We start from the raw sequence: 18,000 nt of genomic DNA, 5'->3' as shown, positions 1-18,000 counted from the left end.
AACTCAATTGCTTAAGGATAAGTCATGCAAAATGAAACTACGTCTAATTCATTATTCCAGTTGCTGTTAAAAAATGAAAAAGATTCAGCTGATCGAGTATACCTTAGACAACCCAAAAATGGGGTATGGCATGAATACACCTGGGCAGAAGTCATGCTTCAAGCCCGTAAAGTAGCTGGATTTTTGCAACAATTAAAAATTAAAAAAGGAAGTCATATTTCCATTATTTCTAAAAATTGTGCTGAATGGTTTATTACAGATTTTGGGATTCATCTTGCCGGTATGGTCAATGTTCCGTTGTTTGCAAATCAGAATGCGGACAGTGCTCGTTATGTACTGGAACATGGGGATGTAAAACTGGTATTTATAGGCAAGTTGGATGATCATCAACACGTACGCCAATTCATCCCGGATAACTATATTACTGTCGATTTTAACTATCACCCTGATTTAAAGGTTAATTACAAATGGGCTGACGTAATGGCAAGTAATCCTTTAGTCGATTTAATTGAACCAGGTCCGGATGATTTATATACCATTATTTATTCCTCTGGTACTTCTGGCTCACCTAAAGGGGCTATGTACACGAATAACTCTGTAGCAAATTATCTTACTTTGTTCCCGAAAGACATACTTAGAGTCAGGGATTTGAATCATTATAAATTAATTTCATATCTTCCCTTGGCCCATGTTTACGAGCGTTCTGCCATCCAGTTAGCAAGTGTCACGATTCATTGTGATGTCTCTTTTGTTGAAAGTCTGGATAAGTTCGCCGAAAATTTACGGGAAATTCAACCTACCTTTTTTACCGCAGTACCTCGTATCTGGGGGGTATTTAAACAAAAAATTGAGCAAAAAGTACCACCGGCCAAACTGAAATTTTTATTAAAAATCCCGTTTATTTCTTCACTAGTCAAAAAGAAAATAATTCATGGTCTTGGCCTGAACGATTGTGTCAATTCTTTTTCGGGAGCGTCGCATTTACCCATTCCCATAATTGAATTTTTTGAGAAAATAGGCATCTACATACAAGAAGGGTACGGTCAAACTGAAAATCTGGCTTATGCAACTTTATCTATGTTAAACGAAAGAAGAGCAGGGTATGTAGGTACTCCAAGGTTAGATGTAGCAGTTAAAATGGGTGAGGACTCTGAATTATTGATTAACTCACCTTGTCTCATGTCCGGATATTATAAAGACAAAGAAGCCACGAAGAATGCTTTTACCTCTGAAGGTTGGTTACGTACAGGAGATGTCGTGGAGTTGGATTCCCTGGATCGAGTTAAAATATTGGGACGACTATCGGAAAACTTTAAAAATCAGACTGGGGAATTCGTTGCTCCTTCTCCTATAGAAAAGCGATTCGCTTCGAACAGCAAGATTGAACAATTATGTCTGGTTGGTCGTGGATTACCTACTAATGTGCTGTTAGTCACCTTAAGTGAAGGGGCTCGTTTGAGCAAAAACAAGAACGAGATCAACCAATCACTACAAGAGAGTCTGCACAAGGTGAATGCCAAGCTGATGAAATACGAAAAAATCAGCCATATCATCGTTGTAAAGGATGCATGGTCTACTAATAATGATATGTTAACTCCCACTCTCAAGGTAAAACGTAAAGTCGTTGAACAAAATTACGATAAGCTGATTCAGGATGTTTTATCGAAACATCAAACGGTGGTCTGGGAGTAATTGAACTTAGTACAAAACTCCCAGGCTGTACCAAAAAGGAATAGATGCCAGGATGACGAATAATTTTAAAAACGTGAACCAGGCATTTAACTTTAATAGTGGCTTGAGGAGAAAATTATTATTGCGTTTAAGGAGTTCTTCAAAACACAGAAAGTAACTGGATTGATAGGGAAATATCCAGGCTTCTGTAGCCAAAAGAATGACAAAAGCGATTATCCAGTTGCAAACGGGACTTTGCAGCGCGAAGGGGATAATCGCAGTAAACAATATGGCAGGGGCAATCATTGTTCCTAAAATCAAACCACCAACCCAGCTGATGGCATAAATCAGGGTAATAAAACAGGCGACATTACTTTGAGCGAGATGAGTCAGCCATTGGAAATGATGAATTAACCAGAGATCAACCCCGATGCTTTGAATGGTACGCATTACCCCAATAATGGCGCCAAAATAGAACAGGAAACCCCAGTTAATATTATTTTGTAGTTCTTTTGAAGTTAAAGCACCAGTCACATAAAGAATGATAAAGAGAATCAGGCAAGTCCAGAGACCCGATATATTGAACCAGGTTGATAGAATTGTTCCTGCAAAAAATACGATGAAACTTATTATCGCTACATGCTCGATTAAGGTGGTTTTTCCCATGGAACACAGTTCTTTTTTTAACTTATAGCGATTGATATTCAGAGTGTTATTGGGTTTGAATAGAAGAGATTGCAGAATAAAAAATACAGCAACAAGCATTAGTCCCGGGAATGATGCTAACCATAACCAACTGAACCAATTGCCTTGCCATTGATGTTGTTCAGAAAGCAATCCATAGATAATAAAATTACTTGATTTTCCCGTAAGAAAAATAGTGGAAAGCAGTATGCAGCCGTTAAATGCAGAATTAGCTAATGCATTGGCCGAACTGCTGCGTGGTTTTATTCGGCTGCTTTCCATAATATCATTCAATAATGGAGCAATTAAAGCGACTCTGGAGCTTTGGACGCTCATCATCGGCGTCATTAATGCCCCAAGAAAAAACAAGCATTTTTGCAATACTGCTTGTTTAAAAGGCAGTTTAATTAACAGGATCAATGACAATCGATAAAAGAGCCTTGATTTGGTTAATAGAGCGCCAATACTAAAAACACTTACTGCAAAATAAAAACTATCAGAATTAAATCCGGATAATATTATGGTGCTAGGGGCTATATTAAGCAGTATGGTAGCAATCATTATTAATAAGGAGGGTATGTATTCAGGCACCAGCCTAAAGATCCACATGACCAATGCGGCGACCAGAATGATTGTGAATTTGGAGTAAGCCAGGCTGATGGCGTAATTCTGGGTAATATGGAATACGACCAGAGAACATAAAATAGTCATTAACCATCCCAACACTGCTACGCTGTTTTTGGATGCCGTGATCATGGTTTTGTTCATCAGAATTCGACTGTGATGGAGCATCATACTCGAACCCTGTAGAAAATAGTTAAAAATTGCCATCAGTACATAGTGCCATAATGGGTGATTACTTAGTAACGCGAACTTATTTGTAAGCTAACTTACTTAACAAAGAGCTTATTTCAAAGATGCGTTCATCGGGGGCGGTGCTATCCAAAGTGAAACGCAGGCGCTGTGGACCTTCCATTTGATAACGTTTTGCATGTACTTGAATCAGACTAATTAATGCGCCTGGGTCTATTGATGGTTTTTCGTTAAAATCCAATTTTCCCTGTTGTCCACTGGCACTGATCTTTTGAATGCCTAATTCTGCGGCCTTTAATTTCAGTTCAGTAATCAGTAGTAAATGTTTAACAGGTTGAGGTAATAAACCGAACCTGTCGATTAGTTCTATTTGTAAATCGTGAATTTGTTGATTGCTTTTAGCATTGGATATCCTTTTATACATGATTAAACGATTATGAATATCTGCTATATAATCTTCTGGAATAATAGCGCTGATGCGCATATCAATTTCCGGCCCCTGGTACATGGGCGCTGATAATTCCGGAATTTTTCCAGCTTTTAGATCATGTACTGCTCTATCCAGCATTTCCATAAACAAATTAAAGCCTATAGCATGCATATTTCCACTTTGATCTTCTCCGAGTAATTCCCCGGCTCCTCTAATTTCAAGATCGTGAGTTGCCAAAGTAAAGCCTGCTCCCAGGTCCTCAAGTGACACTATGGCTTCCAGGCGTTTTACGGCATCAGGAGTTAATGATTTTTCTTCGGGTGTTAACAAATAAGCATAGGCTTGATGATGCGAGCGTCCTACGCGACCACGGAGCTGGTGTAATTGCGCCAGACCGAATTTGTCTGCTCTATCAATGATGATGGTATTGGCGGTAGGTATGTCTATCCCGGTTTCTATGATTGTTGTACAGACCAATACATTAAAACGATGATGGTAAAAATCGGACATCACTCGTTCCAGTTCTCGTTCACGCATTTGTCCATGAGCACTGCGAATTTTTGCTTCGGGTACCAGGGTTTGCAGATCCTGGCATACTCTATCGATAGTTTGTACATTATTATGCAGGAAAAATACTTGTCCACCTCTAAGAATTTCCCGAAGCAAAGCTTCTCGGACTACGATGTCTTTCTTTTCCTGCCAAAAAGTTTTTATTGCCAGCCGTTTCGCAGGAGGAGTTGCTATCAGTGAAATGTCCCTGATTCCCGCCATTGCCATATTGAGCGTTCTGGGAATCGGAGTTGCGGTCATCGATAATATGTCTACATGAGTGCGTAATGATTTCATGTGTTCTTTTTGTTTTACACCAAATCGATGTTCCTCATCAATGATCAATAATCCCAGATTCTTAAAGTTAATGTTACTTTGGAATAATTTATGAGTTCCAATAACGATATCGACTTTGCCTGATGTTAATGACTGGAGCACGGACTCTGATTCTTTGGCGCTGCGAAAGCGGGATAAGAGCTCAATATTGATAGGGAAATCCGCGAAGCGGTCTCTGAATGACTCAAAATGTTGACCTGCCAGAAGGGTAGTAGGTACCAGAACACACACCTGCTTTCCATTTTGTACAGCCACAAATGCTGCTCGCATGGCAACTTCAGTTTTACCAAAACCTACATCACCGCAGATTAATCGATCCATCGGCCTTGGGGATTGCATGTCTTTAATGATCTGGTCTATGGCCTGGAGTTGGTCTACCGTTTCAGTAAATGGAAAGGCACTGGCAAATTTTATATATTCGCTGTGATTAAACTCATACTGATGTCCAGGTTGTGCTTCTCTTTTGGCGTACAAATCCAGTAATTCAATAGCCACATCATGAATTTTTTCAGCTGCTTTTTTCTTTTCTTTTTGCCATTGATCCGTACCGAGTTTATGCAGTGGAGCATGTTCACTGTCAACACCAGTATAACGGCTGATCAAATGAAGCGAGGTGACGGGTACATATATTTTATCATCACCCGCATAAGCAAGTACCAGGAATTCGCTGGAGGTATCATTGGTGGTGATGTATTGCAGCCCCTGATATCGTCCTACGCCAAATTGCAGGTGGACTACCGGAGCACCCAGTCTTAATTCAGCCATATCGCGAATAATTAAATCAGGGTCTACTGATTTTTGGGTTGTTCTGCGCTGTGGCGTACTTTGTTCACCAAATAACTGGGATTCGACAATTATAATAATATTCTTATTATTTAATTCACAGCCGTAAATCAGTGGTCCAGTGGTAATGTTGATTGGAGCATTATCATTAATAAAATCAACCCAGGTATTTTGCACCGTTGGGAATATTCCACTCGCTTTAAGAAGGTCCAGTACTACTTCACGTCGTCCAGCGCTTTCAACAACGATTAAGTATCGGGAAGAGGGTATCGAGCAGTACTGACGCAATTGCAGTAAAGGTTCCTGATTTTTTCTGTCTATAGGCAACTGAGGCGCTTTGGAAATATCAAAATTGACTACTGCGCCTTTTTTCTCAGAGGGTTTATGGAATACACGCAATTGCTCGTAAGTATTAGCATAGGTTAATAATTCAGTAGAATTAATGAAGCATGCGCCTGGAGTTAGAATGGGTCGACTTACATCATAGCGTCTTTGCTCGTATCGTTCATTTAATTCCTGCCAGAATTGTTCTGCGTTTACTTGTATCTCTTCAATAAGACATACTCTGGAGTTCTCAGGGAGGTAATCAAAAAAGGTAACGGTTTTATCAAAGAACAGTGGAAGATAATATTCGATACCTGCGGGAAACTGGCCATGAGAAATGGATTCGTAGATTGGGCATTGACTGGGATTTCCTGGGAAAAGCTCTCTGAAGGATCTTCTGAAGAGGGTTTGACTCTGTTCATTTAAAGGAAATTCACGTGCCGGCAATACATTTATTTCTGAAATTTTTTCTATAGTTCTTTGTGTTTCTGTATCGAATTCTCTTAAGCTTTCAATTTCATCATCAAAAAGTTCAATTCGAAAAGGAAGGCCGCTTCCCATTGGGTAAACATCTATTATGGAGCCACGTAAGGCATATTCTCCATGTTCCAGTACCTTGTTGACACAGTGATAGCCTGCTTGTTGTAATTGATTTCTGAACGTATTCAGATCAAGTTTTTGACCTTCTTTCAACATTAATGCATAGTGATTTAAAAATTCGGGAGGGCAGAGTCTGTGCATTAACGTGCTGGCTGAAGTAATTACTACAGCATCCGTTACCTGTTGCATGCGGCTTAAGGTATAAAGTCGTTCTGAAATAATGTCCTGATGTGGAGAGAACTGATCATACGGCAATGTTTCCCAATCAGGAAAAAATAACAGTTCTTGTTGTTTTTTTTGTGGGTTCAGGAAAAACTGCAGTTCGTCCTGTAACTGGCTTGCACTAAGATTGTCTTGTGCAATAAGTAATTTAATTCCAGGTGTCTCCTGGCAATATTCAGCCAAAGCAAGAGCCAGACTGCTACCATATAGTTGCCCCCAAATTTGTTTATTTTTTGTTGGATGGTAAAGCAGTGTTTCTGTAACCATGGGATTATAAAGCAGTCAAAACTGAAAAGAGGGGTATTATACCTGTATATTTTCTATTCTGCATCCTAAAATACACACATCAGCATCATCGTAATCAAATGTTGAACCATGATTCCCTCCGGGAGTGGACGAGGCACACACCGCCATTAAATTAAAAATTATTTAGTGCAGATGGGTTCTTTTCGTAGCCCGTATTAGCGAAGCGTAATACGGGGAAACAATGGGGTTTGTTGCTGCTTCTGATCCCGTATTACGCTTCGCTAATACGGGCTTTGATTTTCTCCTTAGCCTGATGGCTAAGAGTCGCGACCCAACTTAAGCCCACTGATCAGTAACCCTCATCCCCAACCCTTCTCCCTTAAAAAGGGAGAAGGGAGTGTTTGGGTATAGACCGGGTAGACTGGTAACACTCAAACAGTTGCTACTCCTGCTTATCAAATAGCCTTAATCTTTTTTGACGCAATGCTCAATGTTCAATTTCAAAGGTTATCGAGATCTTACTAGAATTGCCTTCTCCATCAGGGAGAAGTTGCCGACAGGCGGAAGAGGGGATCTTAAGGAGAAGGGAGCGGTTGGGTATAGACCGGGTAGACTGGTAACACTCAAATCGTTGCTACTCCTGCTTATCAAATAGTCTTAATCTTTTTTGACGCAATGCTCAATGTTCATTTTCAAACGTTATTGAGATCTTGCTAGAATCGCCTTCTCCCTTCGGGAGAAGGTGCCGACAGGCGGATGAGGGGATCATAAAATTATTAAAATTAGCCATCAAAATACTTAGCCCAACGGACAATGGATAATATGCATGGAGTTACTTGATAAAGCAAAAAGTAAGTGGCTTGGATCGTGAATCATAACCGTCAGGCTAAGGACTTTTTGTATTAAGAGTAGATACTGTCTTTAAAAGCGAGCTTTTAATGTACACTTAACTTGCTTTTAAAGACACTATCTACCAGGTTTCGCAAAGCGGCTTAGTTCTTAAGTCGGTATGGACTCCAGTTCAAAGCTTATTTCTTTATGCTCTTCAGTATTCAATACAATTTGAGACAGATAAAGCAGGATGATGCTCAAAGGCAGTAAACACATCATATCTACTGGAAACTTAAGAACACCAATTCCGCCAAAAGATCCAAGGTAGGAAACCAAAAGCAGCGAAAACATATAGAATATAAACCAATATAAGGGGTAATTATGGAGGATAAAACTTTTACGATGGTAGGCAATACTAATAAACAGGCCGATCAATAATGCGACATCAAGTTTCCATAAAATGGAAAATCCACACCAATACAACATTAAATTACAAAAATAAAATGCCAGATGAGAACATACCAGGCTGCCTGACAGTTTAAATGGTCTGTGTGTATTGGGTTGTAATTTGCGCATTGCCAGAAGACAGATAGGCCCAATGCTATAAGAGAGAATACTTGCCGAGGATAGGAACGCCACCAGTTTCTGCCATCCGGGAAAGGGTAAAAAGGAAAAGATGCCAACCAAAAAATTGGCATAAAGGGTTACATAAGGGATCTTGTGACGATTTACTTTTAAAAACAGTTTGGGTAAATGATTATTCAAAGCCATACCATGGACAATTCTTGAGGTTGCAGCGGTATATACAAGAGTAGTTCCAAAAGGAGAGAAGGCGGCATCAATCATTAACAGAGTCGCTACGACTCCAAGACCCAGCAGTAAAGTGAGTCCAACCAAAGGACCACTATCTCCAGGATAACTCAATGCGCTCCAACCGTGGGTTAAGTATTTTTGCGGCATGGCTGCAATAAAACTGAATTGCAGCATGAAATAAAGAAGAAAACCAATTAGAACAGCGCCCAATATTGCAATGGGTATGTTGCGTTGTGGGTTTTTAACTTCTCCAGCCAGAATCAGGCCATTTTAAAAACCAGTAAAGGCAAAAATAACACCACCTGCTGAAAGGGCTGAAAAAATATTCACCCAGCTGCTTTTATCGCCCAGACTTAGGCTAATATTTCCCAGGTCAGGTGCGCTGTGTAAAAGAGCGATGATTGCCACGCTGGGCAGGGCAAATTTGATGAGGCTGGCATATTTGTTACATTCTGCCAGTAATTTGATGCCGTATGAGTTAAGAATGACGACAAACAGCATAATGCCGATGGCTACAATATAGCCCGTTCCTGACAGTTTAAGCGTTGCCGGATCGTCAACAATCAGTGTGGGAAAAAAATGACTCGAATACTGCAGAATTGCCTGTATTTCAATAGGAGTCATCACGACGTAGGAGAGCCATGAAGTCCAGGCAAACAAAAAACCTACTTCCTGGCCATGAGTATAAGTTGGATAATTTGACATCCCCCCTGAAACGGGAAACATAGTACCCAGTTCACATAAGGGAAGGGCGATGAATAGCATGAACAGGGCGGCAATGACCCAGCTTATCAACGCGTTGCTTCCAGCCATCTGGGCGCTGATGAAGGGGCTAAAAAGCCAGCCTGAACCAATCATTCCACCAGCAGAGGCGACCAATATATTAATTGTTGAGATATCACGTTTTAGCAAGGGCAATTCCTTTTGGTTACTCGGTTTCGATTAATTCTACTTTACTCAGCTCCGGCTCATCCAACTCAATTTCTACTGATTCAATTTTTTGGAAGCGCGAAGTGATTTTTTTAGCTGAAGTATTCACTTCATTGACGTCTTGATGTGCTAAATCAATGTGTTTGGACAGTTTATCCATACGCTTTTCAAAACGTTGGAAATCATCTGCCAGAGCGTGTAAATGTTTTTGGATGATGTGCACCTGTTTTCGTGTGGCATCATCTTTTAGTACTGCTTTAGCAGTAGTTAATACAGCCATTAAGGTACTGGGTGAGACCAGCCATACTTTTAATCTTTGTGATAAAGAAATCAGATCGGGGTAATTTGCATGAATCTCGGCAAAAATGGATTCAGCAGGTATGAACATCATGGCACCATCTGTTGTTTCATTGGGGATGATGTATTTTTCTGCAATGTCCTTAATGTGTTTCTGGATGTCCTGACGAAATTGCTGTTGGATGGATTTTCTTTCAACAGACATGGCATCTGTGTTGATTAAGCGTTGGTAAGTTTCCAGAGGAAATTTGGCATCGATGACTACATTGCCTGTAGGTTCTGGTAAAAACAAAATACAATCAGCCCGTTTTTGGTTGCTCAAAGTGTATTGCATTTGATAATGGGCACTTGGGATCATATTGCTGATTAATGTTGAAAGTTGTACTTCACCAAAGGCGCCTCGGGCTTTTTTGTCTACCAGTACATCCTGTAAACTGACCACATGATTGGACAATTCGGTAATTTTCTTTTGTGCTTCATCAATGATGGTCAGTCGTTTGACTACATCAATAAATGTTGATGATGTCTTTTCAAATCCTTCAGTTAACTTATGGTTAACCTGCTGCGTCAGGCTGTGCAGATGATTGCGTATTTCTTCAGTCAGAAGGTGTAAATGAGAGGTTAGAGAGCCTGCATGTTGCTGAAAACTATGACTCATTTGTTCACGAACATCAGTCATTTGTTTTTGTATCGTATCACTGATGATTTGTTGGGTAATCAGTTGTCCATGAGCAATTTTTTCATTAATACTGTTTTGGCTGCTTTGATATGATTGAGCCAGATCCATATGCAACTGATGCAATTGAGTAGTCAGAGCGTGCTGAATTTTTTCGTTAATACTTTCGCTCAGGGCTTTTTGTTGATGTTGCTTTTTGATAAACCAGAGTGTCAGGAGCACTTGCAGGGCAATAGCGCATGCTATGCCCTCAATAAGGGTGAAGGAAGAAAAGGATATCATGCATTATTCCACTAATTGGGTAAGCTTGATAGGTTGATTGTATTGGTACACTGTTTTCAGCTGACCGTAATCTATCAAACGTAAATAACCTAAATAGAGACTATCGTCTGATAATTGATTGGAATTGTCAAAGGTAAATTGAATAACCTGTTTTCCAGGTTCAAGCCATTGCGCCCGTTGGGAAGTTTCAATAGGAGTCACTTCACCTTTGCCATTTTTTCGATATAAGACACTTTGTAAGGCATAGCGGCTTCCAGTCGCTACATCCAGGGTCGCGACAAAGGTTAAGGGTTTAGATGATAACTTTTTGACATTCAGCATACTGGCAGATGGAACTGAATAAGAAAATGCGGTGTGTCCACTGCGCCGTATCAGTTCTTGCCCATATTCAGACTGGATGTTTGTTTCAAGATACCAATTCTCGCCATGGTCATTGTTTTCCGAGTTTAATACAATAGTGGCTTCAAACTGGTTTTTTTTAACTTTGCTTAATTTCAGAGGTACATATTGTCCGCCGGGTCCTATGAGCGTCGCATTAATATCATAAATATCATGATCGATATAATCATCTACCAACGTTATTTTTGCAGTTAACTTATCGCCATATTGATAATGGATAGAGTCCGTCTGGACTTCCAGATAGGTTGGGGAAAATTTGTCATACACGTTAATCAGATATGCGTCGGCATCATTTGAAGAGTGTTCATCGCTTTTAAGAATGAATGTTCCAAAACCTAATTCTGGCTTTATTTGCAGCATGGTTTGATGTTTGGTTGATAAGGTTTTATCGCCAAAAGGCTCATCCTGACTGAATAAGGCGGAGGCTTCCTGTAAACTCAATAATTGATTCTTAGGAGTTTTGATCTTTAACTGCGGAATCAGTTTATTTTGCATGGGAGTAATGCGCACAACCGCTCCCGGGGCTGTTGTGGTGATCAGGACTCCAGCACGAAGCTGTTCCAGGCTGATGCGTTCTTTATAACCATAACTTTTTTGGCTGTTATTGATTTTACGATTCAATGGCTCATTGGATATGCTCCATTTATCCTGTAAATTTTCATGTGATAATTGACTGCACACATCGCACTCATAGGATTTGACAGGTTGTCTTGGTAAGGTCAATGCATGTGCCTGGGTAAAACAAAATGCAGAGATTAATACGAGTTGAGTCGTTTTCATTGTACAGCTCCTTCTGTAGATAAGGCACTTTTCAGAATTTGATCAAAACCAAAACAGGAGTGACGGCTTTGGTTATGGCTTAGAGGCGCATTATTTTCGGTTTTATCCCGGTCGTAAAACCACAGTTCACCAGCAGCCGTTTGTGAGGTGCAATTTAAAAAACCATCCGCGCAAGTGTCCAGATACAGTTTGGTTATTTTTAATCCACTGTTTTGTAGATAACCATTGCAATAACTTGACGTAGAAAAGGGTGAGGCATAGACATCGGTACCCACAATTACTTTAAAAGGAGTTGAAAGGGAAGGGCGTCCTTTACCACCCAATAATAATTCTTCATTATAAATGAGCATGTCGCCTACACGTTGTTGCTTGACCGCATCAGAGATATAACCCAGCAACCAGGCAAGGCTGGTTTCAAACACTCCACCACCAAGAACTTCATCCGCCAATGGTGTTCCTGAACTGGACGGTGCGATAGCGATGACCTGACTTATTTTGTGTTTCAATGTCAGATAGCGGCCGTCATAAGTAGGATTGGAGAGTATCCAGCGAATAATATTGGCGCCATCAGAGTGGGTGTAGACGGTCATGGAACTGATTTTTTTTCCCTTAATAAAATCAAGGAGTTGGTCTGCAACGCAGTTTGCAGCGTCTTCATGCCACATATACTGACTAAAATCGCAATGTACCACTAATAAGTTTTCCGGATTAGCCAAGCCTTTGGACATACTGTCAATAAAATCCGCCTTCCAATATCCGCCATAGGCGTCTTCTCTATGATCACGGGTACCATGTACTAAAGCGATACCTGGATTGGGTGTGTTTTCTGGAAGAGCCTGGATTAAAGTCGAGAATAAAAACAAACAGAGAGCGATTATTTTGCGTTGAAGGTCCATTTCTAAAATACCCCAATTAAATCAGAAACGTATCTATATCATAATTATGATCATGGATTCAAGCGCTATAAAATGAAGTATAAAGTGTACTTTTTGAGGTTCGAAAGTAGGAATAAAAGTGATAAACTGGATTTTTAAAAATCGGGAATCTTTTCAATGAGTAATGATGAAATTAAAGAGCAAATTAAAACTCTTAGAGATTTAATTCAAACCTACGATCATCATTATTATGTTCTTGATGAACCCTTGGTTCCTGATGCTGAATACGATCGAAATTTCAGGGCATTGCAGCAATTGGAGGCTGAGTACCCTCAATTTTTAACTCCGGATTCACCAACCCAGCGAGTCAGCGGAACACCTGCTGATGCTTTTATGCCGGTGTCCCATAAGCAACCCATGCTATCCCTATCGAATGTTTTTACTGATGAAGAGTTGCAGGCCTTTATAAAAAGGGCTACCGACAAGCTGGATGAACCCAATCAACAATTAGTATTTACCTGTGAACCCAAGCTTGATGGTTTAGCTGTGAACATGACTTATGAACATGGAGTATTAACCCATGCGGCGACTCGAGGTGATGGGGCTACCGGTGAAAATATTACTGCGAACATAAAAACGATCAGCTCCGTTCCTTTAAAATTGAGAACAGCGAATCCCCCTCGTTTGATTGAAATTCGAGGAGAAGTGTATATTCCCAAGGCAGGTTTTGACGCGTACAACAAGAAGGCCAGGGAAATCGGTGAAAAAACTTTTGTTAATCCTCGAAATGCCGCCGCAGGCAGTTTAAGGCAATTGAATCCGGCAGTGACCGCCAGTCGACCATTGGCAATTTATTGTTATGGTATAGGCGCATGTGAAGGGTATAAATTACCTGACAGTCATTGGGAACAATTGCAGTTGCTTAAAGAATTTGGTTTTAGAGTGTCTGCTGAATCGAAAAAAGAAATCGGGATGGAAGGATGTCTTGAGTACTATCATCGTATGTTAGAGAAAAGGCAACAATTGCCTTTTGAAATTGATGGTGTTGTTTATAAAATTGATAGTATTCCATTGCAACAGCAATTGGGTTTTGTATCACGAGCTCCTCGTTTTGCCTGCGCACATAAATTTCCTGCATCTGAAGAAATGACCCAGCTGCTGGCCGTAGATTTTCAAGTCGGTCGTACGGGTGCCTTAACTCCGGTAGCTCGTTTGGTTCCTGTTAGTGTAGGAGGTGTTACAGTCAGCAATGCCACTCTACATAATATGGATGAAATTGCGCGAAAGGATATACGCATTGGCGATACCGTCATTGTGCGTCGAGCGGGTGATGTCATACCCGAAGTGGTTTCTGTCGTTTTAGCCAAACGTCCTGCGATCACAGAAGCCATCGTGCTTCCCGCACATTGTCCCGTCTGTGGCTCCGATGTGGTTCGTGAAGAGGGAGAGGCTATAGCACGATGTATCGGTGGTCTGTTTTGCAAAGCGCAATTAAAAAGGATGATGTGGCATTTTGCTTCGCGTAAGGCCATGTATATTGAAGGTTTAGGTTCAGTTTTAATTGAACAATTGGTTGATGAAGGATTAGTGCGTCATCTTGCAGATCTTTATGAGCTGGATTTACCTACCTTGGCAAATTTACCCCGAATGGGTGAGAAGTCTGCGCAAAATCTTTTGCTGGCTTTGGAACAGAGCAAGAATACAACATTCAACAGATTTCTTTATGCTTTAGGGATTAGAGAAATAGGGGAGTCCAGCGCGCGGGTATTAGCAGAACACTATTCGGATATCGGTATGATTCAATCAGCCACTGTTGACGAGTTAATGTCTCTTCATGATATAGGACCAGTGGGGGCATCATACATCGTTCATTTTTTTGCTCAACCTCATAATATGGAAGTTATAAACCGTTTATTGGCGCTAGGGGTTCATTGGCCGAAGACTGAGAAAAAACAGATTAATCAGGATAATCCATTTTTTGGAAAAACAGTCGTTTTGACTGGAACTTTGGAAAGTATGGGGCGGGAAGAAGCTAAAGCTCAGTTATTAACCATGGGTGCCAAGGTGAGCGGCAGTGTTTCTGCCAAAACAGATTATGTCATCGCGGGAAGCGAGGCAGGATCCAAATTGATAAAGGCTAATGAATTAGGCGTTAAAGTTTTGGATGAAGAGGACTTTAAAGAGATGCTGTCAGCATCTTAAAAATGACACTCGCTAATCGGTTTGAGATAAGGATATACTTTCATGAATATTCTATTATTTTTGGCACAGGGAATTTAAGTGCGGCGACTTTCCGTTAAAGTGATGCTGTTGGTTTTATTGCACTACAGCCTGGGCTTGGCTAATGCCAGCTCCTGGGTGTTAAATAATCCTTATCCTGAAAATGAGTCCAATGAAAATATTTATTATTCATCTTTTAATGAGCAACCTAAAACCCTGGATCCGGCAAAATCCTATTCCGCCAATGAGTATGTTTTTATTGCCCAGATTTACGAACCATTGCTAGAATACGATTATTATATTAGACCCTATCAATTAATTCCGTTAACGGCCACTCAATTACCCCAGATTAGGTATCTGGATGATAAACGGAATCCAATTCCGTCTGGTGAACAGATTAACCCCGCATACAGTGTTTATACCATCCAAATAAAGAAAGGAATTTTTTATCAGCCTCATCCCGCTTTTGCGAGAACTAAAAAAGGCACCTATCGTTACCATCATTTATCAGAAGATTATCTTGATGATCACGATATTAATCAGTTATCTGATTTTAAGTATACAGATACCAGAGAACTGATCATTGATGATTATATTTATCAAATTAAACGAATGGCTAATCCTATGGTGAATTCACCAATCTATGGATTAATGAGTCATTATATAGAAGGTTTTAAGGAGTTTGGCGAAACAGTTCCCCAGGTACCCTTATCAAATTATCGCTATGTAGATTTAAGACAATACCCCTTGCAGGGAATAAAAAAAATTGATGACTATACTTTTGAGCTGACTTTAAAAGGGCAGTACTCACAATTTTTATTCTGGTTGGCTATGCCTTTTTTTTCCCCAGTTCCCTGGGAAGCCGATCTGTTTTATTCACAACAAGGCATGGATGATAAAAATTTATCATTCGGTTGGTATCCAGTGGGTACGGGCCCGTTTATGTTGGCTCAAAATAATCCAAACAGACAGATGGTTTTAGAAAAAAACCCGAATTATCGCGAAGTATATTTTCCAGTTGATGCTACAGAGAGGGATAGACGAGAAGGATTTACAACTAACATAGGCAAAAGGTTACCCCTGATTGCCAAGGCAGTTTATACCCTTGAAAAAGAATCCATCCCTCGTTGGAACAAATTCATGCAAGGATACTATGATATTTCTGGAGTCAGCGCGGACAGTTTTGATCAAGCAATCCATATAAACCGTTTTGGAGAAGCTATTTTAAGCCAGGAAATGGTAGATAAAAAATTACATTTAACGCAAACCCTTGAGCCTTATATTTTTTACATGGGCTTTAACATGCTCGACAATGTGGTCGGAGGGCGAAGTGAACGGGCACGTAAATTAAGGCAAGCCATATCCATTGCAGTCAATTACGATGAAAACATAGCCATATTTTTTAATGGTCGTGGTATTCCTGCTCAAGGCCCCATTCCCCCAGGCATTTTCGGTTATAAGGAAGGAAAAGAGGGCATTAATCCCTATGTTTATCAATGGAAGGATAATGCGCGTCAACGGCGTTCATTGGCTGAGGCACAACAATTGATGAGACAGGCAGGATATCCTGATGGCATTGATCCCAAAACTGGCAATGCTCTGATTTTGCATTACGATGTGACCACCAAGGGTGGTCCTGAAGATAAATCCATGTTGGACTGGATGCGAAAGCAATTCGCCAGTATCGGTATTGATTTGAACATCAGAGCGACTTTGTATAACCGATTTCAGGAGAAAATGCGAACAGGTGATGCGCAAATCTTCAGCTGGGGCTGGAATGCGGATTATCCGGATCCTGAAAATTTCCTGTTTCAGCTCTACAGTAAAAATGGAAAAGTACAATTTGGTGGAGAAAATGCAGCGAATTATTATAACCCTGAATTTGATCGATTATTTGATTTAATGAAAAATCGAAGTAATGATGAGCTCAGGCAGGAATATATAGATAAGATGGTGGAGTTAGTCCGATATGATGCACCCTGGGTATGGGGTATGCATCCAGAAGATTTCATTTTATCTCAAAGTTGGGTTTCTAATGTAAAACCTAATGCCATCGCGCTCGGTACTTTAAAATATGTTTCTATTAATACCACGGAACGCAATAAACTACGTGATGCCTGGAATCAACCCGTATTTTGGCCTTTGATGGTTATTGTACTTTTGTTGGTGGCATTAACTCTTCCATTGATAGTGGCGTATCGAAAAAAAGAGAAACAACCTGCAACGAGGTTTAAATTATAATGCTTATTTATTTAGTACGAAGAGTCATTTATGCAATTCCCATTTTGTTTGGAATTAATTTGTTAACCTTTGTTCTTTTTTTTATGGTTAACACTCCTGATGATATTGCACGCATGCATCTGGGGAACAAGCACGTTGAGCAAAGCACGGTTGATGAATGGAAGGTGGCTCACGGATATGATTTGCCTTTATTTTTCAATCAGACAAAACAGGGGATGAGTCGCTTTGAACAGACTTTGTTTTATCAAAAATCATTGATGCTGTTTACCTTTAACTTTGGGGTATCTGATGCAGGCAGGGACATCAGTCATGATATTACCTACAGAATGTGGCCCAGTTTGGCGATTGCTGTTCCAATTTTATTTTTCGGAATTCTGATCAACATAGTCTTTGCAATGGGAATGGCGTTTTTCAGGACCTCTTATCTTGATCTGACTGGAGTGGTTATCTGCATCATTTTAATGTCCATATCCAGTCTTTTTTATATCATCGGCGGTCAGTATCTTTTTGGAAAAATACTGCGTTTGTTCCCTATCTCTGGTTATGATGGGGGTTTTGAGGCGCTTAAATTTATTATTCTTCCTGTGCTTGTTGCCGTTTTAGGTCAATTAGGAGCTGGGGCCAGATGGTATAGAACTTTGTTTTTGGAGGAAATACATAAAGACTATGTTAAAACGGCTAAAGCCAAAGGTTTGTCGGATCAACAAGTATTGTTCAAGCACGTGTTAAAAAATACCATGCTGCCCATTTTGACAGGAGTCGTGGTTATTATCCCCTCATTATTTATGGGAAGTCTGGTATTGGAGTCATTCTTTGGGGTGCCCGGTTTGGGTAGCTATATCATAGACGCCATCCAGCAGCAGGATTTTGCCATCGTTCGTGCCATGGTGTTTCTGGGGTCGATTCTCTACATTATTGGACTGGTTATGACGGATTTCTCCTATATGCTGGTAGATCCACGTGTACGATTGTCATGAGGAACATTATTTTAATGAGCG

The 18,000-nt window shown here is 40.3% G+C and carries 9 protein-coding genes and 1 pseudogene; 4 read left to right on the top strand and 6 right to left on the bottom strand.

The window, feature by feature from the left end; translation table 11 throughout:
• Positions 1–24: 24 nt before the first annotated feature.
• The gene (locus tag IZU94_RS07545) at positions 25–1,692 is read left to right on the top strand and encodes an AMP-binding protein (RefSeq protein WP_203109492.1); all 1,668 of its coding nucleotides are present in this window, start codon (positions 25–27) and stop codon (positions 1,690–1,692) included.
• A gap of 6 nt (positions 1,693–1,698) precedes the next feature.
• On the opposite strand, the gene IZU94_RS07540 is transcribed toward IZU94_RS07545, so the two are convergent.
• The 6 genes and pseudogenes from IZU94_RS07540 to IZU94_RS07515 form a co-directional block, all read right to left on the bottom strand.
• Positions 1,699–3,186: an SLC13 family permease gene (locus IZU94_RS07540; RefSeq protein WP_203109490.1), complete on the bottom strand. Its 1,488-nt coding sequence runs from the start codon at positions 3,184–3,186 to the stop codon at positions 1,699–1,701.
• Between the two features lie 43 nt (positions 3,187–3,229).
• On the bottom strand, positions 3,230–6,679 hold the full coding sequence (mfd, locus tag IZU94_RS07535; protein WP_203109488.1) for a transcription-repair coupling factor: 3,450 nt from the start codon (positions 6,677–6,679) through the stop codon (positions 3,230–3,232).
• A gap of 978 nt (positions 6,680–7,657) precedes the next feature.
• Positions 7,658–9,214, bottom strand: a pseudogene (locus IZU94_RS07530) (APC family permease).
• A 16-nt stretch (positions 9,215–9,230) separates the two neighbouring features.
• Positions 9,231–10,487: a DNA recombination protein RmuC gene (locus IZU94_RS07525; RefSeq protein ID WP_203109486.1), complete on the bottom strand. Its 1,257-nt coding sequence runs from the start codon at positions 10,485–10,487 to the stop codon at positions 9,231–9,233.
• Between the two features lie 3 nt (positions 10,488–10,490).
• The gene (locus IZU94_RS07520) at positions 10,491–11,666 is read right to left on the bottom strand and encodes a DUF4785 domain-containing protein (protein WP_203109484.1); all 1,176 of its coding nucleotides are present in this window, start codon (positions 11,664–11,666) and stop codon (positions 10,491–10,493) included.
• Positions 11,663–12,562 carry a hypothetical protein gene (locus IZU94_RS07515; RefSeq protein WP_203109482.1) on the bottom strand — a complete coding sequence of 300 codons (900 nt, stop codon included), beginning with the start codon at positions 12,560–12,562 and terminating at the stop codon, positions 11,663–11,665. The genes IZU94_RS07520 and IZU94_RS07515 overlap by 4 nt, the downstream gene beginning before the upstream one ends.
• Positions 12,563–12,718: 156 nt before the next feature.
• On the opposite strand from IZU94_RS07515, the gene ligA reads away from it, so the two are divergent.
• From ligA to IZU94_RS07500, 3 genes are all read left to right on the top strand, one after another.
• Positions 12,719–14,743 (top strand): NAD-dependent DNA ligase LigA, encoded by a 2,025-nt coding sequence (ligA, locus tag IZU94_RS07510; RefSeq protein ID WP_203109480.1) that lies wholly within the window; start codon positions 12,719–12,721, stop codon positions 14,741–14,743.
• Between the two features lie 102 nt (positions 14,744–14,845).
• Complete coding sequence (locus IZU94_RS07505; protein ID WP_203109580.1) at positions 14,846–17,002, top strand: ABC transporter substrate-binding protein; 2,157 nt, start codon at positions 14,846–14,848, stop codon at positions 17,000–17,002.
• On the top strand, positions 17,002–17,979 hold the full coding sequence (locus tag IZU94_RS07500; protein ID WP_203109477.1) for an ABC transporter permease: 978 nt from the start codon (positions 17,002–17,004) through the stop codon (positions 17,977–17,979). The genes IZU94_RS07505 and IZU94_RS07500 overlap by 1 nt, the downstream gene beginning before the upstream one ends.
• Positions 17,980–18,000 lie beyond the last annotated feature (21 nt).

The organism is Legionella bononiensis, from assembly GCF_016786215.1.
GTDB classification, from domain to species: Bacteria; Pseudomonadota; Gammaproteobacteria; order Legionellales; family Legionellaceae; genus Legionella; species Legionella bononiensis.
Note: the sequence above shows the minus strand (reverse complement) of the source record. Positions and strands in the feature narration are given on the sequence as shown.